Source organism: Saccharothrix violaceirubra, from assembly GCF_014203755.1.
GTDB lineage: Bacteria > Actinomycetota > Actinomycetes > Mycobacteriales > Pseudonocardiaceae > Actinosynnema > Actinosynnema violaceirubrum.
This window is the reverse complement of record NZ_JACHJS010000001.1, coordinates 6,267,122-6,289,137: the sequence shown is the minus strand read 5'-3', so window position 1 is coordinate 6,289,137 and position 22,016 is coordinate 6,267,122. Positions and strand designations below refer to the sequence as shown.

Below are 22,016 nucleotides of genomic sequence, written 5' to 3'. Positions count from 1 at the left end.
CCATGACGAACCGGCTCGCGTCCTCGACCAGCCCCTACCTGCTCCAGCACGCCGACAACCCGGTCCACTGGTGGGAGTGGTCGCCGGAGGCGTTCGCGCACGCGCGGGAACGCGGCGTGCCCGTGCTGCTGTCGGTCGGCTACGCGGCCTGCCACTGGTGCCACGTGATGGCGCACGAGTCGTTCGAGGACGAGACCACCGCCGCGTACATGAACGCGCACTTCGTGAACGTGAAGGTCGACCGCGAGGAGCGGCCCGACGTCGACGCGGTGTACATGGCCGTCACGCAGGCGATGAGCGGGCACGGCGGCTGGCCGATGACCTGCTTCCTGACCCCGGACGGCGAGCCGTTCTACGCGGGCACCTACTACCCGCCGGTGCCGCGACCGGGCGTGCCCGCGTTCCGGCAGGTGCTGGAGGCGATCACGCACGCGTGGGAGGAACAGGGCGACGAGGTGCGCGCGTCGGCAGCGGACATCGTGTCCCGCCTGGAGTTCAAGGCGCTACCGAAGTCCACTGTGGACGAAGACGCGCTCGACGGTGCGGTGGTGTCGCTGCTGGGCCACTTCGACCGGGCGTACGGCGGGTTCGGCGGCGCCCCCAAGTTCCCGCCGTCGATGGTGCTGGAGTTCCTGCTGCGCCACCACGAGCGCACGGGGTCGGTCGAGGCGTTGTCGATGGCGCGGTCGACGTGCGACGCGATGGCCGACGGCGGCCTGTACGACCAGCTCGCGGGCGGGTTCGCGCGGTACGCGGTGGACGCGGCGTGGGTCGTGCCGCACTTCGAGAAGATGTTGTACGACAACGCTTTGCTGCTGCGAGTGTTCACGCATCTGAGCCGTCGCGACGGCAAGCCGCGCTACGCGGACGTGGTCCGGCAGACGGCCGACTTCCTGTTGAGGTCGTTGCGCACGGCCGAAGGCGGGTTCGCGTCGGCGTTGGACGCGGACACCGAAGGTGTGGAAGGCGCGACGTACGTGTGGACGCCCGCGCAGCTCGTGGAGGTGCTCGGACTGGAGCAGGGTGCGCAGGCCGCCGCACGGTACGGCGTGACCGACGCGGGGACGTTCGAGCACGGCACGTCCACGTTGAGGTTGCTCGGCGACGTGGACCCGGAGGCGGCGGCGCGGCTGCTGGCGGCCCGGGACCGGCGTCCGCAGCCCGCCCGGGACGACAAGGTCGTGACGGCGTGGAACGGCCTGGCGATCCAGGCGCTGGCCGAGGCGGGCGCGGTGTTCGGCGTCGGGGAGTGGATCGGGGCGGCGTCCCGTGCCGCCGCGTTGCTGCTGGACCTGCATCTGGTCGACGGGCGGCTGCGGCGGACGTCGCGCGACGGCGTGGTGGGGCGTGCGGCGGGCGTGCTGGAGGACTACGGCTGTCTCGCGGACGGGTTGCTGGCGTTGCACCAGGCGACCGGTGACGTGCGGTGGCTGACCGACGCGTGCGGTCTGCTGGACACCGCGCTCGACCGGTTCGCCGGTGCCGAGGACGGGGTGTACTTCGACACGGCCGACGACGCCGAGGCGCTCGTGCAGCGGCCCGCCGACCCGGCCGACAACGCGTCGCCGTCGGGGGCGTCGGCGTTGGCGTCGGCGTTGGTGACGGCTTCGGTGCTAGGCGCTCCGCATGCCGCGCGGTACCGGGCGGCGGCCGAGGCGGCGGTGTCGCGGGCCGGGTTGCTGGTGGCGCGCGAACCGCGGTTCGCCGGGCACTGGGCGAGCGTCGCGGAGGCGTTGCTCGCGGGTCCGGTGCAGGTCGCGGTCGTCGGGGAGGCGCCGGAGCTGGTGTCGGCGGCGTGGGCGGGCGTGCCCGGCGGTGCGGTCGTGGTGGCCGGTGCGCCGGACGCGGCGCCGTTGCTGGTCGACCGGCCGCTGGTGGCGGGTGGGCCGGCGGCGTACGTGTGCCGGGGGTACGTGTGCGATCGGCCGGTGACGGGTGTGGACGAGCTGGTCGCGGCTCTTCACCGCTGAGCGAAATCGCTGGGCCGTGCGGTGTTGCGGGCGTAGCGTCGGTATCACCGTAATCATGTAATCAAGGTGGTGTGCGATGCGACGTGGAGGGCAACAGGTCGACCAACCGCCGGCCGACGACGCGGCGGCGTGGTTCGCCGGACGCCTGCCGGACGACTGGTTCACCGGGCCGGTGGACGTGAGCGTCGACCGCGAGGAGATCGTGGTCGTCGGCGAACTGCCGGCCCTGGCCGAGGACTACCCGGACGCCGCCGACCGGTCGGCCGCCGAGTCGGGCCGGATCGCCCGGTTCCGCGAGCAGACCCGGGAGGAGCGGATCGGCATCGCCCGGCAGGCCGAACGCCGGTACGCGCGCAAGGTGGCGTGGGGCGTGCGGCAGGGCGGGACCGAGGAGCTGTTCACGACGCTGTCGGTGCCGGTGATGACCCGGCTGCGGCAGCCCGAGCGCAAGGTGCTGGACACGCTCGTCGCCGCGGGCGTGGCGAGGTCGCGGTCCGAGGCGTTGGCGTGGGCGGTGCGACTGGTCGGCGACCACGCCGACCGCTGGCTGGCCGACCTGCGCGAGGCCATGACGAAGGTGGACGACCTCCGCGCCCAAGGTCCGGACCTGGCCTGAACCGGTGATCACCCCCGGCGTCGGGGGTGATCACCACCGCGCTCAGGAGTAGACCGCGAACCAGATGGCGATGTTCTGACCCAGGTCTGACGCGCTGTGCCTGTCGATGATCGAAAAGTGGTCTGAGCTGCGATATTCCATCTCGACACTTCTCGCCGCATCTCACCGTTTTCCCACGTTCCACGGCCTGTGGACGGCCTGATCTTGAACGGCGAACCGGCCGGGCGCCGTCCCGATTCCACGCGGATCGGGGCTGACGCTCGGCCTTCGTCGTTTGGCCTGCTATGCCGCTTACGCATCCCGGTGGCAAGGCGGCGAAGCCGTCGCGGCAGCCGATCGCCGTGTCCAGCGCTGTCAAGCCCATGACCGCGCGATCGACCGGAGCCCTGCCGCCGGTAGCGGCTCATGGCCGGGGCCTCCTCCTACCAGGCGCGCCGCCACCCGGCCCCGTGGCGTCGACTCCGCGCACGGCCGCCGGGCGGAGCGAAGCGGGAGCCCGGCGTGCCGTGATGCGGGGAGTCGACGCCAACGCAGGCCGTTCCCGCCCGCGCGCCGCCGCAGGCGGCGCGCCTTGATCCCATAGAGCCCAATTCGGCAAGTAGCCGCAGAAATCCGGGCCGTCACGTCAGGCGCTCTTCAGGCCACGCAGCAGCTCTGCCAACTGTTCGGAAATTCCCGGGCAGGCACCCACCGTGCTGGAAGAATTGGCAGTATGATCATTACCCAGGGCATCGCGTAGTGACGCGCCTGCCTCCTGCGCTATCAGTACGCCGGGAAAGATATCGACCAAGTCATTTGAGAGAACGATCGCGGCGTCTATTCGCCCCTCGGCCAGCCACGCGAAATCATGCGCGGCCGATCCGAACATCCGAACTCGCTCGGCCTGCTCGGCGAGAAGTCGGGTAAGCTCCAGTCTGACTTTGTTCTTGTCGCCAGATTCAGGGCCGGTCGCGTAGTCGCCGATCGCGATGATGGCCTTGTCGAGACGGGCGGTATCGCTGACGGCGAGCTTCTTTCCGTTCATGAAAGCGCCATGACCTTGAGATGCCCAATAGTCGGCCTCAAGATAGGGGAAACTCATCGCCGCGACAAGCGGCTTTCCTTCGTGCACCAGTGCTATCTGAGTCGCGCAGAGCGGGATTCCGTGGACGAAGTTCGCCGTTCCGTCGATCGGGTCGAGCAGCCACACGTAGGCGCTCTGCGCGGCCTGCCCGCCCCTGCCTTGCTCTTCGCCGATGAACCCGATTTCGGGGGTGGCCTCGGCGAGGTATTCGCGGACTTCCTGCTCGATCCTCAGATCCACGTCGGTGTAGCTGTCCCGATCGGACTTTTCGGTCACGGTGGTCGGACGTGCGTGCTTCATGACATCGCCGCCGATGCGCACCGCCTTCTGTGCTATTTCGGTCAGTTGCGCGTACGAGCGCTTCACGTCATCTCCTGAGCGCGGTCCCACATGGATTCGAACACCTGTGAGAAGGTGGCGAACAAGCCAGGGACGGTGTCGTCCTTCTCTATGACCAACGTCGGCGATTCGACCCCACGGGCATCGGGCAGGTAGGGCTGCACCACGCACTTCGTGTGGTCGGTGATGAGGATGCTGTACCTGATGGGTTCGTCATACGTACGGATTTCCAGGCTGCCCTGCGCATCCGGCGGAACCTTCGACGCGACACGGCGCAAGGCTTCGATGTTGAGTCGGGTCAGCATGGACAAGTGACCCTCGGGCAGACCCTCTTCGTGTTCGCGCGCGGTGGTGTTCCGACCGTTCGGATCGAGGAACAGAGCCTTGACAGTGGTCCCTGTCTGGATCGAGGTCAACAGAAGCTTGTCCGAGTACTGCTGACACAGGACGTTGAGAGACAGTCCGGCTATGCGGATGTCCTGCGCGTCGACGAACAGGGCCTGCGGGGTGACATTGTGCAGAAAGTCGGTTCGGCTGGGGTAGATGGCGGTGACGTCGGCAAGGCGTACCTGTTGCGGAAGCTGGATCGGACGCGGCGCCGGTCGGTCGTGGTGGGCGGCGTCGGAGCGGGTCGCCGTCGGGGTCACCAGGCTTTCGGCGTCACCCGTGTGCGGCGCGAGTAGCTGTTCTGCTGTCCAGCCGGGGAACATCTTCTCCAGAACGCGGCAGTGGTCGGCGTAGGGCAGGCCCAGTAGGTCACCGGACAGCCATCGGTAGAACTGTGCTTTGCTCGGGTACGCCCCTATGAGGTCGCCGTCCAACTGTTTTGCCATACGGTCGTACTCCTTGCAGAAGGTTCGGTAGCCCTGCATGTGCCGCTGCCTGAGAAGCAGCTTCAGCAACGTCGACTCAGTCGGCATCCGGCGTCCCCTTACCTAGTGCGTCCCGACCAGACTAGCTGTACTGCCCTGAGAGGTTGTGGACGGTTCGACACGTAGTCGGATGATGTTGGAATGAGGGAGGGCCTCCGGGTTCGGTGTGGATTGCGACGTCGACACCGAGCCCACGGAGGCCCTCGTGACCCACGCTAACGCACCCTTGACCGAGCTGGGACGGCTGCGCCTGGCCCGGTGTGTCGTGGACGAGGGGTGGCCGCTGCGGCGGGCGGCCGAGCGGTTCCAGGTCTCGCCGACCACCGCCGCCCGCTGGGCCTCTCGCTACCGCGAGCTGGGCGAGGCGGGCCTGGTCGACCGTTCCAGCCGCCCGCACCGCAGCCCGCGTCGCCTGCCCACCCGCCGCGAACGCCGGATCGTCAAGGTCCGCCTGGCGCGTCGGTGGGGCCCGGCCCGCATCGCCCACCTGCTCGGACTGAACCCCTCCACCGTGCACCGGGTGCTGCGCCGCTTCGGCCTGGCCCGCCTGGCCCACCTGGACCGGGCCACCGCCACGCCGGTGCGCCGCTACGAACACGCCGCACCGGGCGACCTGGTCCACGTCGACATCAAGAAGCTCGGCAACATCCCCGACGGCGGCGGCCACAAGGTGCACGGACGGCGGGCCGGCGGGCGCAACAGCTCCGCCCACCGCGACCCGACCAGGCCCCGCAAGGTCCACGGCCGCCCGAACCTCGGCTACGCCTACCTGCACAACGCGGTGGACGACCACTCCCGGCTGGCCTACACCGAGATCCTGCCCGACGAGACCAAGGACACCGCCGCCGCGTTCTGGACCCGGGCACAGGCGTTCTTCCGGGAAGCCGGCGTCACCGTCCGCCGGGTGCTGACCGACAACGGCTCCTGCTACCGCTCACGGCTCTGGCGCGACACCCTCGCCAACGCGGGCATCACCCATAAACGCACCCGCGCCTACCGGCCACAGACCAACGGCAAGGTCGAACGCTTCAACCGCACCCTGCTCGACGAATGGGCCTACGCCCAGGCATACCGGTCTGAGACCGAACGCCGCGAGACGCTGCCGCGGTGGCTGCACACCTATAATCACCACCGCGGCCACACCGCACTCAAAGGCCAACCACCTGCCAGCCGCGTCCCCAACCTCACAGGACAGAACAACTAGCACTCGGATGAGACAAAGATGAGACACCCGTGAGTATGGCGCGCACGAAGAGAGACACCGACGTACCCCGGACGGGACGAATCGCTGCCGACGCTTGATGGACAAGCCGCAAACAGGCGGCATTGTCCAGAGAGGTACAGGCATGGCGATCACCAAGGGACACCGGTTCCCGATCTCGTTCGACGACGCGTTTCCTCAGGGCCTGGTGATGGTCGGGGACGTGATGCCCGACGTGGAGTACCAGACGCGGGAGGACAAGGCGGCCGGTCGTCCGGCTCGTCAGCGGATGGACGAGACCACCGGCAAGCGGCAGTGGAAGGTGTCCGTCACGGACCCGCACGAGCCCAACGCCAAGCGGAAGAGCTTCGAGGTCACCGTGCTGGCCGACGTTCAGCCGGTGCCGTCCACCAGTGAGGTCCTGCCGGGGATGCGGCCGGTCGAGTTCGAAGGGCTGACCGCAGAGCCGCGCGTCGCGGGGACGGGTGAGTTCAAGTACCAGACCTACCTGTTCCGGGCCACGGGCTTCGCCGGCTCGGGACGGGGCGCCGGCGGGAAGGGCGCCGCCGCAGAACCGTCCAAGGCCGCATGAGTCGTGGGCGATCAGCAGAAGGCCAGTGCTCAGTGGGAAGGCGCCTACCGGAGGTTCACGGAAGCGTCGGAGCGAAGCCGGTACTCGGGACCCGACGACCCGGATGCGGCATGCCGATTGGCGTCGGCCTACCGCAGCGTCGCCTGGTCGTGGCGCCAACTCGCCTCGATCAAGACGATTCCCTGGTGGGCAAAGGCGGCGGCGCTGCACGCGGCCGACACGTTCGATCAGGAAGCGAGCCTGTGCGAACGCGTCGCGGACTCGTCGGCTACCCGCGAGAGGTCCTCCGAGCGGGGAGGGAATCGCCCATGAGGAAATCCGACCGGTGGACGGATGCCCTGGCCTCTCCCACGCTGCACGAGGCGCACGTGCGGCTCGGGAAGCTGGCACCGCCTCCGAACGCGGCCCCCGAAGACCGAATCGCGTACCACGAACGATGCCGAGACGTGTACTCGAAGGTCTCGAAGGTCGACGCTGCCCACAAGCACGAGGCGACGGCCTGGGCGACTTGCGAGCTGAACAGCGCGACACGCATCCGGAACGCTCTGAAGGCCGAGCAGGAAGGCGCGGGCGATGTTGCCTAGTGGAACTGCCGGGCGGGTGCCGCTGTCCCGCGTAATCGGGGAAGGGTTGCCTGTCGAACACCTGCGCGGCGCGGGCTACAGCGCGAGAGTTCTGAAGGCCGTGCTGATGCCGATGCTCGGAGTACCGGCCCGGGAGTGGTCGATACGGGAGCTGGCCGACCCAGCCGGGTTCAGCTACTCGCCGGTTCGGGTCGCCTGTGGAGACCTGTATTCGTTGGGGCACCTGCGGTACCGGCTACAGCCAGGCAGTCGGGACTTCTGCCGGGCGGCCAAGCTCTACCGCCTGACCGATGCCGGAACGGTCGAATGGGGCGGTCGCCTGGCACGCACGGGGTCGCTCCTGACCCCGACGACTCCACTTTCCGACCTGACGGCCCAGGTGATGGGCGCCCGACTGCCCGAGGTGCGACGGGCGCGAACCGACCTGGTCGGCTATTCGAAAGGGACACTGATCCTGGTCATGCGGGCGGTGCTGAGGCGACCGGCGCGGATGTGGACCAGTGATCAACTGAGTCTCGCCACGACCATAAGTACGTGCACCGTGCTGTTGGCATGCCACGACCTGGTAGCGGCAGGCCACTTGGACAACCTGCCCCTCGCGTTGCGGCGGGACGGCACGCCCACGAAATGCCGCTTCCGACTGACGTCGAACGGCGCGGACGCGTGGGGCGAAGTGTTCGAACTCGACGGTTGACTTCCACATCTGCCATCACACAACCGAAAACGATCACCGACGTGTCGGCGTGGTCGCGGGAAGCGGATCGAGTCTTGGCGGGCCAGATCCGTTTCCCGACGACACACCGACCGGAATTCTTGCGCGCTTTCGTTGACACACAAGGGGTTTCGGTCATGTCAAGCGTACTGCTCTCTGGGGGTGGCGCGTCAAGTCGGCGCCGTCCGGTCATGTGGAAGATCCGCGATGGACGGCGGTGCGACGGCTGCCACAGGTTCGCGGTGTACGCGCCTGGACAGGTCGTGTGCTCGCGGTGCCTTGGCTGGTTGCCGCTCGTCTTCGCCGGGGGTGCGCGGTGAGCGGGCGGTGGGTCGATCCGGCGCCGTTCGAGGGTGCCCGGCCGCGTGTGCCGTGGTGGATGTTGATGCCGGGGCGGCTGCGGTGGTTGGCCGTGCTGGTCTTCCTGGTGTGGTCGCTGGTCGTGGCGGTGGTGCGGCTGGTGTTCGTCGTGCTGCGGTACCCGATCGCCGTCGTGGTGCTCGCGGGCTCGGCGTGGGTCTGGTGGCGGTTCGGGTTGTCGCCGTTGGTCCTGGCGTTGTTGTCGCTGGTGGCGGCCCTGGAGTTGTGGTGGGGGCTGTGGCGGCGGTCGTTCCTGCGGTGGTTCTGGCTGCGGGTGGTGACGGAGTGGCGCCGTGCGACGGTGTACGTGCCCCGGTGGCGGTCGGTGGTGCGGTTGTCGGGCCTGGTCGGTCGGGACCGGGGGCGTGAGTACCGGCCCCGGTTGCGGCGGGTGCGGTCGGAGGGGTGGCGGGACCGGGTCCGGGTGCGGATGGTGCCCGGCCAGGCGCCGGACGCGTGGGAGGCGCGGCGGGAGGGGTTGGCGCACTCGTTCGGCGCCCGGTCGTGTCGGGTGCGGGTGCTGCGGCCCCGGGTGGTGGAGCTGGACTTCGTGCACTCGGACCCGTTGGCCCGGCCGGTCCCGGTCCCCGCGCTGGGCGGGGTGGAGGTGGACTTCCGCCGGGTGGTCGTGGGGGTGACGGAGTCGGGGCGGCCGTGGCGGCTGCGGTTGCTGGGCGCCCAGGTCCTGGTGGTCGGCGTGCCGGGTGCGGGCAAGGGCTCGGTGCTGTGGTCGCTGGTCTGGTTCCTGGCCCCGGCCGTGCGGGCCGGTCTGGTCCGCCTGGTCGGGATCGACCCGAAGGGCGGGATGGAACTGGGGCAGTGCCCGGAGGCGTTCGACCGCGTCGTCTACGACAACGGGCCCGACGCGGTCGCGTTGTTGGAGGCCGTCGCCGCGCAGGTGAGGGAACGCGCGTCCCGCTACCGGGGTGTGCGGCGGCTGTGGACGCGGTCGGCCGGTGAGCCGTTCACCGTGCTGGTGGTGGACGAACTCGCGGACCTGGTCGCCTACCAGCCGGACAAGGGCCTGCGGGAACGCGCGGTGCGGGCGGTGCAGACGATCACCTCGCAGGGCCGGGCGCCGGGTTATGCGGTGGTGGGTCTGGTGCAGGACCCGCGCAAGGAGGTCGTCGGGTTCCGGCACCTGTTCTCCACCCGTGTGGCGCTGCGCCTGGACGAACCGGGCCAGGTGGACATGGTGCTCGGCGACGGGGTCCGGGAGCGGGGTGCGGCGGCGCATGAGATCGGCGAGGACACCCCCGGTGTCGCCTGGGTGAAGCAGGACGACCGCCGCGAGCCGGAGCGTGCCCGCGCGTTCCACGTGACCGACGGCGATCTGGTGGAGCTGCGCGACTACCTGACCTACGGCCGGGTCCACGAACAGCCCGACGACGGCGACCAGTGGCAGGAGGCGGCATGAACGGCGGGACTCGCGCTGAGCGGATGCGCCAACCCATGGCGCTGGACGTGGCCAAGGCGGCTGCGGAGAAGTACGGGGTGTGCGTGCGGCCGTTCACGATGGAGGTCGAGGACCGGGAGAGCTTCGAAGTCCGGTACGTGGCCGTGCCGTGCGGGTCCACTGTGGAGAGTGTGTGCGGGCCGTGTGCCCGCAAGGCCAGGGCGTTGCGGATGGCCCAGTGCCGCGAGGGCTGGCACCTGACGGAGGAACCCGACCTCACGCCGCGTCGACCGTCCGAGGACGAGACGGCGCTGACGACCTTCCGCGCGGACCTGGTCACGGCGTACCGGGAGGCGGTCGGGTCCGGGGAGGCGGGGCACGCGGATGAGCTGAGGGAAGAAGTCCACTCGGTCGACGCGGAACTTCGGCAACTCGGCGTGCGGGGTCGGCTGCCCTCGCCGGACCTGCCCGCCGCGCGGCCGGTGAAGCGGTCTACGAAACGCCGTCAGGACGCGCCGGACCTGCCCCGGCGGCGGGTCGAGAAGCGGACCGTCGGACGGGAGTACGCGGGTCGGTTCCGGCCCTCGATGTTCGTCACGCTCACCCTCGACACCTACGGCCGTGTCCACGACGACGGCACCCCCGTGGACCCGACGACCTACGACTACCGGCGGGCCGCGCGGGACGCGGTGCACTTCGCGTCGCTGGTGGACCGGTGGTGGCAGAACCTGCGCCGCGTCGCCGGATGGGACGTGCAGTACTTCGCCACCGTCGAACCCCAACGCCGGGCCGCGCCGCACCTGCACGCCGCGTTCCGCGGCTCGCTGCCGCACGCGACGATCCGCCTGGTCACCGCCGCCACCTACCACCAGGTCTGGTGGCCACGACACGACGAACCCGCCTACGACCGCGACCACCCGCCCGTCTGGGACGCACGGGCCGACGCGTTCGTCGACCCCGACACCCGCCGACCACTCACCTTGTGGGACGACGCGGTCCAGGCGGCCGACGAACCCGCGCACGTGGTCCGCTTCGGCCGCCAGGTGCACTCCAAGGGCATCCTCGGCGGCACGGAAGAAGCCGGACGCCACATCGGCTACCTGTGCAAATACCTGACAAAGTCGATCGGCGAGGTGGTCGACCAGCGTACCGACCGGCAACGGCGGCACGCCGACCGTCTGGCCGATGAGCTGGCCGTCACGCCCTGCTCGGACCGGTGCCCGGTCTGGCTGCTCCACAGCGTCCAACCGCGCGGCGCCGGTCCCCGGACCATCCCCGGCCACTGCAAAGGTCGGGCGCACCGCCGGTCGACGCTCGGCCTGCCCGGACGGCGGGTGCTCGTGTCGCGCAAGTGGTCGGGCAAGACCCTGGCCGACCACCGGGCGGACCGGAAGCGGTTCGTGCTCGACGCCTTGGCAGCGGTCGGCATCGAGAAGCCGGAACCCGACACCTCCCGACTCGTCTGGCACAAGGTCCGGCCCGGAGACCCGAACGTCCCGCCACGCGCGCACCAGCTCATGCACGCCATCGCCGAACGGACCCGATGGCGAGCCGAGTACGACCGCGCACTACTCGCAGCAGCGGGACCGCCCGAAGTTTCGGCAATAGCGGCTTGATGGCGGGGGGAATCATGGCGCAGGTTGAACCCTTGTGGAGCGTTGACGAGGTCGCGATCTTCCTGGGGGTCCCGGTGAAGACGCTTTACCAATGGAAGTGGCGGCGGTACGGACCGCCGGTTCGCAAAGTGGGCAAGCACCTTCGCTACGTGCCCGCTCAGGTTCGTCGGTGGGTCGAAGAAGACGCCGCCGCGTAGAGGTTTCAGCAATTCGACAGACAGGAGGAGCCTGCCATGGGTCACATCCAAGACCGCTGGTGGAAGGAGGTCACCGACCCGGTGTCCGGTCAGGTCACGCGGGTCAAGACCTCGTCGTACGGGAAGGGACTGCGTTACAAGGTGCGCTACCTCGACCCGCAGGACAACGAGAAGAGCAAGAGCTTCCCGGACCGGCAGAAGAAGCGGGCCGACGACTTCCTGCTTGAGGTCGAGTCGGACAAGAGGGAAGGTAAGTACGTCGACCCCAGGGCAGGAGAAATCTTGTTCTCGAAGTACGTCGTGACGTGGTTCGGCGGGCAGTCGCAGGACGCGGCGACCCAGGAGAACCTTCACAACCAAGTGGACAAGCGCATCGAACCGTTCTTCGGCCGGATGAAGATGAGCGGGATCACCATCCCGCGCGTCCGCGAGTGGATCGGCTGGCTTGGGGACGCGGGGCTGAGCCTCCGCTATCAGCAACTGCTGTTCGATCGGCTGTCGTCCATCCTCAATGCGGCCGTGGAGGAGAAGATCATTACCTCCAACCCGTGCAAGGCGCGGAGCGTGCAGCGGCCTTCACCGCCTGAGCGACGGGTTACGCCGTGGCCGGAAGCTCGGATGCGTTCGGTCCGGCTGGCCCTGCCGATCGAGTACAGGATCGCGCTCGTCCTCGGTGGTGGGACAGGTCTGCGGCAGGGTGAGGTGTTCGGCTTGGCGGTCGATGACATCGATCGTGACGCCTTGCAGCTGAACGTGGTTCGTCAGGTCCGGATCGTCGGCAACCAGTTGGTGTACGCCCTGCCCAAGAGCAAGAAGGCCCGGACGGTTCCGCTGGGTGGCGGCGTCCTGGATGCCCTGGATGACCACATGGCGGACTTCCCGCCTGTCGACGTGACGTTGCCGTGGGAGCGACCCGGCGGCGAGATGGTGACGGCTCGGCTCGTGCTGTCGATGGGAGGCACGGCGTGCAGGCGTCAGGTGTTCAACATGGGAGTCTGGCGACCTGCCTTCGCCACGGCCGGGCTGGAGTACCGCCCCCGGGAAGACGGGATGCACGGCCTTCGGCATCTCTACGCCTCCAGTCAGTTGGAGAACGGGGTGTCGATCAAGGCGCTGTCGCTGAACCTCGGGCACCACGACCCGGGCTTCACGCTCCGGACCTACACCCACCTGATGCCGACCAGTCACGACCGGAGCCGCCGGGCCGCCGATCGCCTCTTCAAGCCCAGGGGGCGGCCTGACGGCCTGGAGACGGCCTGATCATGGAAATAGGGGTGCTGAGAGGGGTAAAACCGCAGTTCAGGAGTAGACCGCGAACCAGATGGCGATGTAGTGGCACAACGCGGCGACGACCGTCGCCGCGTGGAAGAACTCGTGGTAGCCGAACACCCGGGGCCACGGGTCGGGCCAGCGGGAGGCGTAGAAGATCGCGCCCGCCGTGTACAGCAGGCCGCCGACCACGATCAGCACCAACGCTCCGACCCCGACGTGCTCCAGCAGGTCCGGCAGCACGAAGACCGCCACCCAGCCCAGCGCGATGTAGATCGGCACACCCAGCCAGCGCGGGGCGTGCGGCCAGACTAGCTTCAACGTCACGCCGCCCAGCGCGCCGAACCACACCACGGCCAGCACGACGTTGCCCGTGTCCGGCGGCATCGCCAACAGCGCGAACGGCGTGTAGGTGCCCGCGATGAACACGAAGATCATCGAGTGGTCCAGGCGCTTCATCCACGTCCGCGCCCTGGCGCTCACCCAGTTCACCCGGTGGTAGAGCGCGCTCACGCCGAACAGGCCCAGCACCGTCACGCCGTACACCGACACGGCCAGCGTGGCCTTCGTGGACGCGGTCGACGCCGCGAGCGCGATCAACGTCGCCCCCGTGCCGACCGACACGACGAACGACCAGAGGTGCAGCCAGCCCCGCATGCGCGGGCGTAGCGCGGGAGCCGGGTTGAGCGTTGTCACCGGACCGAGGTTACGGGACGGTAGGTTGTGCGGCCGGCACGGGACGGCGTGAGCGGGGCCACCCGGCGTACGCTCTACCGGCGTGGGTGTCCGCGAGCATGTCAAGCACGTTCTCCTCAAAGGCTACGAGTTCCGGCTGAACCGGTGGCTCGCCGGCAAACAACGACCACGGCACGTGGGCGTCGTGCTCGACGGGAACCGCAGGTGGGCTCGTGAAGCCGGGTTCGAGGACGTGGCGCACGGGCACCGGGCCGGTGCGCGCAAGATCCTCGAACTGCTCGCCTGGTGCCGCGAGGCCGAGGTCGAGGTCGTCACGCTGTGGATGCTGTCGACGGACAACCTGGACCGCCCGGCCGCGGAACTCCTGCCGCTGCTGGACATCATCGCCGACATCGTCGACGAGATCGCCGAACCCGGTAACCCGTGGCGCGTGCGGCACGTCGGCGCGCTCGACATGCTGCCGACCGAGACCGCGGCCCGGCTGTCCGCCGCCGCCCTGCGCACGGCCGACCGCACCGGCCTGGTCGTCAACGTCGCCGTGGGCTACGGCGGCCGGCAGGAGATCGCCGACGCGGTCCGCAAGCTGCTCCAGAAGCACGCCGAGTCCGGCGGCACGATCGAGGAACTGGCCGAGGTCCTCGACGTCGACCACATCGCCGAGCACCTGTACACCTCCGGCCAGCCCGACCCCGACCTGCTCATCCGCACGTCCGGCGAGCAGCGGCTGTCCGGGTTCATGCTGTGGCAGTCGGCGCACTCCGAGTTCTGGTTCTGCGAGGCGTACTGGCCGGAGTTCCGGCGGACCGACTTCCTGCGGGCGTTGCGCGACTACGCGATCAGGCACCGCCGCTTCGGTTCGTAAACCGCATGGACGTCGTCCGCGAGTACCTGCTCCTGGGTCTTCGCCTGGGCCGACTGCGTCCCGGTCTCGTCGACTCGTACACCGGCGACCCGGTGCTGCGGCGGATCGTCGGGGACGAGTCGCGTCCGCACGCCGCCGCGTTGGCCGTCCGTGCCGCCGACCTGCGTCGGGCCGTGGCGGACGCCGACCTGGAACCGGTCCGCCGCGAGTTCCTGCACGCGCAACTCGTCGCGATGGAGTGCACGGCCCGCGCGCTGGCCGGTGCGCGGATCGGGTTCGTCGCCGAGGTCGAGTCGTACTACCAGGTCACGCCCGTGCCCGGCGACCAGGACCGGTACTTGCGCGTGCACCGCGAACTCGACGACCTGCTGCCCGGCCGGGGTCCGCTGGCCGGGCGGCTCGCCGATCACCGGTGCGCCGACCGCGTGCCGCGCCGACGGCTCAAGGGCGCGGTCGAGGCGTTGTCCGGCGCGCTGCGGGGCGTGGTGCGGTCGCGGTTTGCGCTGCCCGCCGGGGAGGCGGTCGAGTACGAGGTCGTCCGGGACCGGTCGTGGAGCGGGTTCAACCACTACCTGGGCGGGTTCCGGTCGCGCGTCGCGGTCAACGCCGACCTCGGCCACCGCATGTCCACGTTGCCGCACCTCGTGGCGCACGAGTCGTACCCGGGTCATCACACCGAGCACTGCCGCAAGGAGGTCGGGCTCGCCGGCCACGCCGAGCGGTCGCTGTTCCTGATCGACACGCCGCAGTGCCTGATGGCCGAGGGCCTGGCCGAACTCGGGCTGCACGCGGCCGTCGGACCGGGATGGGGGCGGTGGGCGCAGGACGTCCTGGCCGAACTCGGCCTGCGGATGGCGGGCGAGGCGTGCGAACGCGTCGAGGCGGCGTCGGCCGGGCTGCTCGCGGTCCGGCAGGACGCGGCGTTGATGCTGCACGACCGGGGCGCCCACCCCGACGACGTGGTGGCGTTCCTGTGCCGGTGGCTGCTGGTGTCCGAGGTGCGGGCGCGGCAGCTGGTGCGCTTCCTCGGTGACCCTCTGTGGCGGGCGTACACCACAACGTACGTGGAAGGCGTCCGGTTGCTGAAAGCATGGCTGGACGTGCGTCCACCCGCTGAGACGCTCCAGGACCGGTATCTGCGCCTTCTGGACGAACCGCTTGTGCCTCGAATGGTTCAACGGGAACTGTCGGCAGGAATTCCCCGATTGTCCTTCGACCATGGCAAAATCCGACCGGTGGGTCGTGTGAACCTGTCCTGAGCTGCCACGACGGCGTACGCGTCAACACGTCGCGATACCGTTTTCGTAACGCAATAGGCCGAACGGATCATCTTTCGCGGGTGCGTCGGTGAGGTGACGAATTGGCGAATCACCTGTGTGGCTGCCTGCAAAAGGAGTGCTTGCGGAGGTAACTTCCGCAGTGGCGGACCGCGTCCACTGCGGACCGCGCAGGGAGGCCCTGATCGTGGCGGTTGGCGCGAGGGGGCCGGCACCCGGCCCTTGTGGTCGGTACGCGTAGCGCGCACCGGCCTATCAGGGTAGTGCCTGGCCCAGCGAGGAGCGGACGCGGGTGCCGCGTTCGTGAGGGAGTTGCCGTGAACGCACGACGACCCGCGAGCCGTTCCTCAGGCTCACCGCGCAGCACTTCCCGGCGCCGTGGCGCGCCGGCGTGCCACACCTACGTGGTGGACACGTCCGTGTTGCTCTCCGACCCCCTGGCCATCTCGCGGTTCGCGGAGCACGAGGTCGTGCTGCCGCTCGTGGTGATCAGCGAGCTGGAGGCCAAGCGGAACCACCCCGAGCTGGGTTGGTTCGCCCGGGAAGCGTTGCGACTGCTCGACGACCTGCGGTTGCGGCACGGTCGCCTCGACAGCCCCGTGCCGATCGGGGACGTCGGCGGCACGCTGCGCGTCGAGTTGAACCACACCGACCCGGAGGTGCTGCCCGCGGGTTTCCGCACGGACTCCAACGACGCCCGCATCCTGGCCTGTTCGCTCAACCTCGCGGCCGAGGGGCACAAGGTCGTCCTGGTCACCAAGGACATGCCCCTGCGCGTGAAGGCGGGCGCGGTCGGCTTGGCGGCCGAGGAGTACCGGGCGCACGACGTGACCCTGTCCGGGTACAGCGGCATGGCGGACGTGGACGTGGACCAGTCCGTCGTGGACGCGCTCTACCGCGAAGGAACCGTCGACCCGTCGACGGTCGACCTCGCCCGACTGGCCGAACTGCCGTGCCACAGCGGTCTGCGCCTGCTGGCCGGGACATCCAGCGCCCTGGCCCGGGTGACGCCGGACAAGCAGATCAGGCTGGTCCGCGGCGACCGCGAGGCGTTCGGCCTGCACGGCCGGTCGGCTGAGCAGCGCGTCGCCCTCGACCTGCTGCTCGACACCGAGGTCGGCATCGTCTCGCTGGGCGGACGAGCCGGTACGGGCAAGTCGGCGCTGGCCCTGTGCGCGGGTCTGGAAGCGGTGATGGAACGGCGCCAGCACCGCAAGGTCGTGGTCTTCCGGCCGCTGTACGCGGTGGGCGGGCAGGAGTTGGGCTACCTGCCGGGTTCGGAGACCGAGAAGATGCAGCCCTGGGCACAGGCCGTGTTCGACACGCTGGGCGCGCTGGTGAGCCAGGACGTGGTCGAGGAGATCATGGACCGGGGCATGCTCGAGGTCCTGCCCCTGACCCACATCCGGGGGCGGTCGCTGCACGACTCGTACGTGATCGTCGACGAGGCGCAGTCGTTGGAGCGCAACGTCCTGCTCACGGTCCTGTCGCGGCTGGGTGCCAACTCCCGGGTGGTGCTGACCCACGACGTCGCCCAGCGCGACAACCTCAGGGTGGGGCGGCACGACGGTGTGGCCGCGGTGATCGAGAAGCTCAAGGGCCACCCCTTGTTCGCACACATCACCCTGACCCGCTCGGAGCGCTCGCCGATCGCCGCCCTGGTGACCGAGATGCTGGAGGACTACGCGTCCTGATCCCACCCCGCGCCGGGCAGGTCTCCCTGCCCGGCGTGGGGCTTGTTCCGTGCACCTCGGCTACGGGTCGCGGGTCGCTTCGGCTGTGCCTGTCCGGGCGCCTCCTGCCGGCCCGCCCGGTTTCGCGAGTTTTCGCCCTCCGGCTCGCACGCTGTCACTCGGCTTGCGTCGCGGGTCGGCTTGCGTCGCCGGTTTGCCTGCCACTCGTCGGTTCGCGGACCTGACGTCCGGCCTTGCGGACCGCCGGTCGACTTCTCTGGCCCGCCTGCCCGCCTGCCCACCGGCCGACTCTTCTCCGCCACCCGTTCCCTGCCGAAGTGTTCGCCTTCCAAGCGTTCGCCTCCCTGGTGGTCACCTCTTGGTGGTCGCCCCTGGTGGTCGCTGCCTCGGGAACAGGACATCGCTGGTCGCGGGCGTTGGTCACCGCCTCGGGAGTCGCAGCCTCGGTGATCACCACCCGGCGGGCAGCGGACGACCCTCCGCGAATCCGGCCGCCGACTGCACGCCCAGCACCGCCCGCCCGTGGAACTCCTCCAGGGTGGTCGCACCCGCGTAGGTGCAGGCCGACCGCACACCGGCCGTGATCGAGTCCAGCAGGTCCTCGACCCCCGCCCGCGCCGGGTCGAGCCGCATCCGCGACGCGGAGATGCCCTCCTCGAACAACCCCTTCCGCGCCCGGTCGAACGCGTTGTCGCTTCGGGTCCGCGCACTCACCGCCCGCTTCGAGGCCATGCCGAACGACTCCTTGTAAAGCCGTCCCGCCTCGTCGCGGTGCAGGTCGCCGGGCGACTCGTAGGTCCCCGCGAACCACGAACCGACCATGGCCGCGGAAGCCCCGGCAGCCAACGCCAGCGCGACGTCACGCGGATGCCGCACACCGCCGTCGGCCCACACGTGCTTGCCCAGCGCACGTGCCTGCGTCGCGCACTCGGCGACCGCCGAGAACTGCGGTCGGCCGACCCCGGTCATCATGCGCGTGGTGCACATGGCCCCCGGCCCGACGCCGACCTTCACCACGTCCGCACCCGCTTCGACCAGGTCCCGCACGCCTTCGGCGGTCACCACGTTGCCCGCGACCACCGGAACCCCGGGCTCCAACGACCGCACGGCGTGCAGCGCCGTGATCATCTTTTCCTGGTGCCCGTGCGCGGTGTCCACGACCAGCGTGTCCACCCCGGCCTTGAGCAGGTCGGCGGCCTTGGCGCGCACGTCGCCGTTGACACCGATCGCCGCCGCGACCCGCAACCGTCCGTCGGCGTCGACCGCCGGCGCGTACACCTCGGCCCGCAACGCGCCGAGTTCGGTCAGCACGCCCCGCAGCACCCCGTCGCCGTCGACCCCGAGCGCGACCCGTTGCGAACCGCCGTGCAGCAGCCCGAACACCTCACGCGACGGAGTCCCGAGCGTGACGGTGACGACCCGCTCGTCCAGGACGTCCTGCAACCGCGTGAACCGGTCCACCCCGGCCAACGCACCCTCGTCGACGACCCCGACCGGCCGTCCGTCGCCGTCGACCACGACCACCGCACCGTGCGCCCGCTTGTGCAGCAGGTTGAGCGCATCGGCGACGGAATCACCGGGCTCCAGCGTCAACGGCGTGTCCCAGACCGTGTGCCGCGCCTTGACCCACCCGACGATCTCGGCGACGGCATCCGGCGCCATGTCCTGGGGCAGCACCACCAACCCGCCGCGCCGGGCCACGGTCTCGGCCATCCGCCGCCCCGCGACCGCGGTCATGTTGGCCACCACGACCGGAATCGTGGCCCCTGTCCCGTCGAAGGTCGACAGATCCACCCCGAACCGGGACTCGACCGCCGACCGGCCGGGAACGAGGAAGACGTCGTCGTAGGTCAGATCGTGACTGGGCCGGTGCCCCTCGATGAATCGCACACCCGATTGATACCCCGCACACCTCCGTTCCGCCGTGAGAAGCGACAACTGCCGACAGTCCGACCTCCACCCGCTGACCACCGGGCCGGGTCGGCAGGCAGGGAGTCTTGATCGCGGATCGCCGCGAGCACCCCGCTGCTCGCCGATCCTCGAGTCCACCGGACCCGTGCGTCGGGAAGCCAGGCAGAGCCCGGATCTGGCTCCATGGCGTCCTCGAATCGGCCTATGGCCCCGGTTGGCCGACGCGACACCGTGGACCGGCGCCTCGCATTCGCGCTGGTTCGGGGTCTGCGCACGCACCCGGTCCGCACGCCGGGCGGACTGCCGGTCAGGTTCGGCCTGACCGGGGCACCACCCGACGAACGCACCACCCGACTCGACATCCTCCACGCCGATCTCGACCTGACGACCGCACGACGGGTCAGCTCCCGACCGCCGGTACTACGGCCACGACGTCGAACAGGCCCTGGCCGGGCCGGTCCCGTTGCGGCCGGGCCCGCAAAGGCGGGGCCGAACGACCCGGTACGGCGTTGTTCAAGCCGCTGTGCCAGGCCGTCGAGTCGATCAACCAGACCTCCAACGGCCAACTCGACCTCGAACGACACGGCGGACGCACACCCGCTGGCGTGATCGCCTTCGTGCTCCAACGCGTTCTGGCCTCGCCGCCGCCATCCGGCACAACGACAAGACCCACCAACTCGTCAACCGACCCTGACCGCCCACGACCGCTGACCGAATTACGCCCTACCCGTCCAGCGCATGCCCCATCCAGGGCACCAGGCAGACCGGCGGCACGAAGGCCGGGAGCGGGTGGCCGTCCTGGCCGTTGCCGCAGGCCGCTTGGGCAGCCGCCACCAGGAGTCGGGTGCCGAGCAGCGTGGTGGCGGGCGATGCCGGCACGCACCGCGTGCAGGGCGAGTTCCGATGCGGTCCGGTCGTCGGCACGCCCGAGACCTGGTTGGTGGCGGCGCGTCGGGATCGGCGGTTTCGGACCCGGCCACCGTCCGTCGGCCAGGATCTCCGTACACACGGTGATCCTGGAACGACGCCGACGCGTCGGTTCATTGCGAGTCGAACGGTGAGCGGCCGATCGTTCTCGTCCGCCGCGCATCGTTCGCCATCGCCAAACCCAAGGCAGGCACCCACGACCGACATGCCCCACCGTGACGGACCCGGAAGGTCGTCAAGGCGACGCCATGACCGGCCGGCTGTTCTGAGCGGTCGGACCCGCGGGCCGGAATCCGTGCAAGGGGCGTCAGCCAATGGCACCACCTGCCTTGTGCGACAACGCTCGCACGGTGTCGATCGTGTCGGCTTCGGCAGCGTCCTTGTCGGGTCGGTAGCGGACGACCCGGGCAAAGCGCAGCGCTACGCCGCCCGGATACCGCGTGCTCGTCTGGACGCCGTCGAGTTCGATCTCGATCACGAGTTCGGGACGGACCTCGACCACCCACTCGCTCTTGTCGGTGGCGATGGCCAGCAGTTCGCGGGTCTGCCAAGCCAGCAGTTCGTCGGTCAGCCCCTTGAACGTCTTGCCCACCATCATCGGCGGACCGCCGTCCGGGTCCCGGGCGCCCAGGTGCAGGTTGGACAGCAGGCCCTTGCGGCGACCGCTGCCCCACTCGACACCCAGTACGACCAGGTCGAGGGTGTGGACGGGTTTGACCTTCTGCCACGCCCGCCCACGCCGACCGGCCGCGTAGACCGACTCCAGCGACTTGACCATCACGCCCTCGTGCCCGGCGTCCAACGCCTCGTCGAGCACGGCCGCCGCACGGTCGCCGTCGGGATCGGACAAGCCGGGAATGACGTGCTCGCCCGCGATGTCGCGCAGCGCCGCGAGCCGTGCGCGCAACGGCTCGTCGAGCAGATCGACACCGTCCCGGTGCAGGCAGTCGAAGAAGAACGGGCTCAGCAACAGTTCCCGGGTGTCCTGTGCGCCGAACCTGCTCATCGTCTCCTGGAACGGCCGCGGTTTGCCGCTGTCGTCGAGCGCCAGCGTCTCCCCGTCGAGCACCACCGAGTCGCATGCCAGTCCCCGCACCAGCTCGACCAGCTCCGGAACCGATGCCGTGATCTCCCGCAGCGTCCGGGTGAACACCCGGACCTCGTCCCCTTGCCGGTGGACCTGGATCCGTGCGCCGTCGAGCTTGTGCTCGACCACGCAGGAACCCAGCTCTGCCAACGCCTCCGGTAGGGACGCCGCGGGGGAGGCCAGCATCGGTCGGACCGGACGGCCGACCTGGAGCCGGAACGCCGACAGGCCCTCGACACCTGTCGACAACGCGGCCGAAGCCGTCTCCGACAGGCTCCCGCTGAGCATGAACGCCCGGCGCACCACCTCGCCCGGCACGTCCGAGGCTTTCGCTATCGCGTCCAGCATCACCCCTTCCAACGCTCCCTGGCGCAGTTCCCCGGTCAGCAACCGGCGCAGGAAGTCCTGTTCGGATTCCGTGGCGCGGGAGAACAGGCCGGCCAACGCCTCGGCCCGCCTGCCCGCCGCGCCCTTGCCGCTGATCCCCGCGAACGCGCCGAGCGCCTCGTCCACATCGGACACCGTCAGCGTCGCCTCACCGTCCGGCGGCACGGAAAGGTCGAACACGGTGCGGAAACCCGCGCCGACGCGGCCCTGGCTCGGTGCACCGACCAGGAACGAGACGACCGCGGGCGTGGTCGACCGGCGTACCAGTCCGGCCAGGGCGGCGACCTTGGCCAGGCGGGAGCGCGTCGCCGCCACCGCGGCGGACGTCTCGACGACCTCGGAGAACAACATGCGGCCATGGTGCACCCGACCCCTGACAAATACCGGT

The 22,016-nt window shown here is 69.8% G+C and carries 20 protein-coding genes and 1 pseudogene; 15 read left to right on the top strand and 6 right to left on the bottom strand.

Annotated features, from left to right (window positions below; translation table 11 throughout):
• Window positions 1-2 precede the first annotated feature (2 nt).
• Together F4559_RS28965 and abmR are read left to right on the top strand one after the other, a co-directional pair.
• The gene (locus tag F4559_RS28965) at window positions 3-1,970 is read left to right on the top strand and encodes a thioredoxin domain-containing protein (protein ID WP_184674066.1); all 1,968 of its coding nucleotides are present in this window, start codon (window positions 3-5) and stop codon (window positions 1,968-1,970) included.
• A 76-nt stretch (window positions 1,971-2,046) separates the two neighbouring features.
• Window positions 2,047-2,586 (top strand): ATP-binding transcription factor AbmR, encoded by a 540-nt coding sequence (gene abmR, locus F4559_RS28960; protein WP_184674064.1) that lies wholly within the window; start codon window positions 2,047-2,049, stop codon window positions 2,584-2,586.
• A gap of 625 nt (window positions 2,587-3,211) precedes the next feature.
• On the opposite strand, the gene F4559_RS28955 is transcribed toward abmR, so the two are convergent.
• A complete protein-coding gene (locus F4559_RS28955) occupies window positions 3,212-4,015 on the bottom strand; it encodes an inositol monophosphatase family protein (protein WP_312865875.1) in 804 nt (267 codons plus the stop codon).
• Window positions 4,012-4,908: a DUF5919 domain-containing protein gene (locus tag F4559_RS28950; protein WP_184674062.1), complete on the bottom strand. Its 897-nt coding sequence runs from the start codon at window positions 4,906-4,908 to the stop codon at window positions 4,012-4,014. Before F4559_RS28950 ends, F4559_RS28955 begins: the two co-directional genes overlap by 4 nt.
• 157 nt (window positions 4,909-5,065) lie before the next feature.
• Here F4559_RS28950 and F4559_RS28945 point away from each other — a divergent pair, with 157 nt between their 5' ends.
• The 9 genes from F4559_RS28945 (at window position 5,066) to F4559_RS28905 (ending at window position 12,778) form a co-directional block, all read left to right on the top strand.
• Window positions 5,066-6,064 carry an IS481 family transposase gene (locus F4559_RS28945; protein ID WP_184668183.1) on the top strand — a complete coding sequence of 333 codons (999 nt, stop codon included), beginning with the start codon at window positions 5,066-5,068 and terminating at the stop codon, window positions 6,062-6,064.
• A 142-nt stretch (window positions 6,065-6,206) separates the two neighbouring features.
• A complete protein-coding gene (locus tag F4559_RS28940) occupies window positions 6,207-6,653 on the top strand; it encodes a hypothetical protein (protein WP_184674060.1) in 447 nt (148 codons plus the stop codon).
• Window positions 6,654-6,656: 3 nt separating this feature from the next.
• Complete coding sequence (locus F4559_RS28935) at window positions 6,657-6,965, top strand: hypothetical protein (protein ID WP_184674058.1); 309 nt, start codon at window positions 6,657-6,659, stop codon at window positions 6,963-6,965.
• A complete protein-coding gene (locus F4559_RS28930) occupies window positions 6,962-7,237 on the top strand; it encodes an AMED_5909 family protein (protein ID WP_184674056.1) in 276 nt (91 codons plus the stop codon). Before F4559_RS28935 ends, F4559_RS28930 begins: the two co-directional genes overlap by 4 nt.
• A 46-nt stretch (window positions 7,238-7,283) precedes the next feature.
• The gene (locus F4559_RS28925; RefSeq protein ID WP_184674054.1) at window positions 7,284-7,931 is read left to right on the top strand and encodes a hypothetical protein; all 648 of its coding nucleotides are present in this window, start codon (window positions 7,284-7,286) and stop codon (window positions 7,929-7,931) included.
• A 334-nt stretch (window positions 7,932-8,265) separates the two neighbouring features.
• Window positions 8,266-9,726, top strand: coding sequence for an FtsK/SpoIIIE domain-containing protein (locus F4559_RS28920; protein ID WP_312865874.1), 1,461 nt, complete (start codon window positions 8,266-8,268; stop codon window positions 9,724-9,726).
• A complete protein-coding gene (locus F4559_RS28915; RefSeq protein ID WP_184674052.1) occupies window positions 9,723-11,321 on the top strand; it encodes a replication initiator in 1,599 nt (532 codons plus the stop codon). The genes F4559_RS28920 and F4559_RS28915 overlap by 4 nt, the downstream gene beginning before the upstream one ends.
• A complete protein-coding gene (locus F4559_RS28910; protein ID WP_312865873.1) occupies window positions 11,249-11,518 on the top strand; it encodes a helix-turn-helix domain-containing protein in 270 nt (89 codons plus the stop codon). The genes F4559_RS28915 and F4559_RS28910 overlap by 73 nt, the downstream gene beginning before the upstream one ends.
• A gap of 36 nt (window positions 11,519-11,554) precedes the next feature.
• Window positions 11,555-12,778, top strand: coding sequence for a tyrosine-type recombinase/integrase (locus F4559_RS28905; protein WP_184674048.1), 1,224 nt, complete (start codon window positions 11,555-11,557; stop codon window positions 12,776-12,778).
• 39 nt (window positions 12,779-12,817) lie between these two features.
• On the opposite strand, the gene trhA is transcribed toward F4559_RS28905, so the two are convergent.
• A complete protein-coding gene (gene trhA / locus F4559_RS28900) occupies window positions 12,818-13,444 on the bottom strand; it encodes a PAQR family membrane homeostasis protein TrhA (RefSeq protein WP_184676333.1) in 627 nt (208 codons plus the stop codon).
• A gap of 121 nt (window positions 13,445-13,565) precedes the next feature.
• Here trhA and F4559_RS28895 point away from each other — a divergent pair, with 121 nt between their 5' ends.
• From F4559_RS28895 to phoH2, 3 genes are all read left to right on the top strand, one after another.
• Window positions 13,566-14,345 carry an isoprenyl transferase gene (locus tag F4559_RS28895; RefSeq protein WP_184674046.1) on the top strand — a complete coding sequence of 260 codons (780 nt, stop codon included), beginning with the start codon at window positions 13,566-13,568 and terminating at the stop codon, window positions 14,343-14,345.
• Between the two features lie 5 nt (window positions 14,346-14,350).
• Window positions 14,351-15,604, top strand: coding sequence for a DUF885 domain-containing protein (locus tag F4559_RS28890; protein ID WP_184674044.1), 1,254 nt, complete (start codon window positions 14,351-14,353; stop codon window positions 15,602-15,604).
• Between the two features lie 422 nt (window positions 15,605-16,026).
• The gene (gene phoH2 / locus F4559_RS28885; RefSeq protein WP_184676331.1) at window positions 16,027-17,316 is read left to right on the top strand and encodes an RNA 5'-3' helicase PhoH2; all 1,290 of its coding nucleotides are present in this window, start codon (window positions 16,027-16,029) and stop codon (window positions 17,314-17,316) included.
• Between the two features lie 450 nt (window positions 17,317-17,766).
• On the opposite strand, the gene F4559_RS28880 is transcribed toward phoH2, so the two are convergent.
• Window positions 17,767-19,206, bottom strand: a complete 1,440-nt coding sequence (locus F4559_RS28880; RefSeq protein WP_184674042.1) for a GuaB1 family IMP dehydrogenase-related protein — start codon at window positions 19,204-19,206, stop codon at window positions 17,767-17,769.
• 262 nt (window positions 19,207-19,468) lie between these two features.
• Here F4559_RS28880 and F4559_RS36935 point away from each other — a divergent pair.
• Window positions 19,469-19,938 (top strand): annotated as a pseudogene (locus F4559_RS36935) (IS982 family transposase); the annotation flags it as partial.
• Between the two features lie 12 nt (window positions 19,939-19,950).
• Here F4559_RS36935 and F4559_RS28875 read toward each other — a convergent pair.
• Complete coding sequence (locus tag F4559_RS28875; protein WP_184674040.1) at window positions 19,951-20,106, bottom strand: hypothetical protein; 156 nt, start codon at window positions 20,104-20,106, stop codon at window positions 19,951-19,953.
• A 355-nt stretch (window positions 20,107-20,461) separates the two neighbouring features.
• The gene (locus tag F4559_RS28870; RefSeq protein ID WP_184674038.1) at window positions 20,462-21,979 is read right to left on the bottom strand and encodes an ATP-dependent DNA ligase; all 1,518 of its coding nucleotides are present in this window, start codon (window positions 21,977-21,979) and stop codon (window positions 20,462-20,464) included.
• Between the last annotated feature and the right edge of the window lie 37 nt (window positions 21,980-22,016).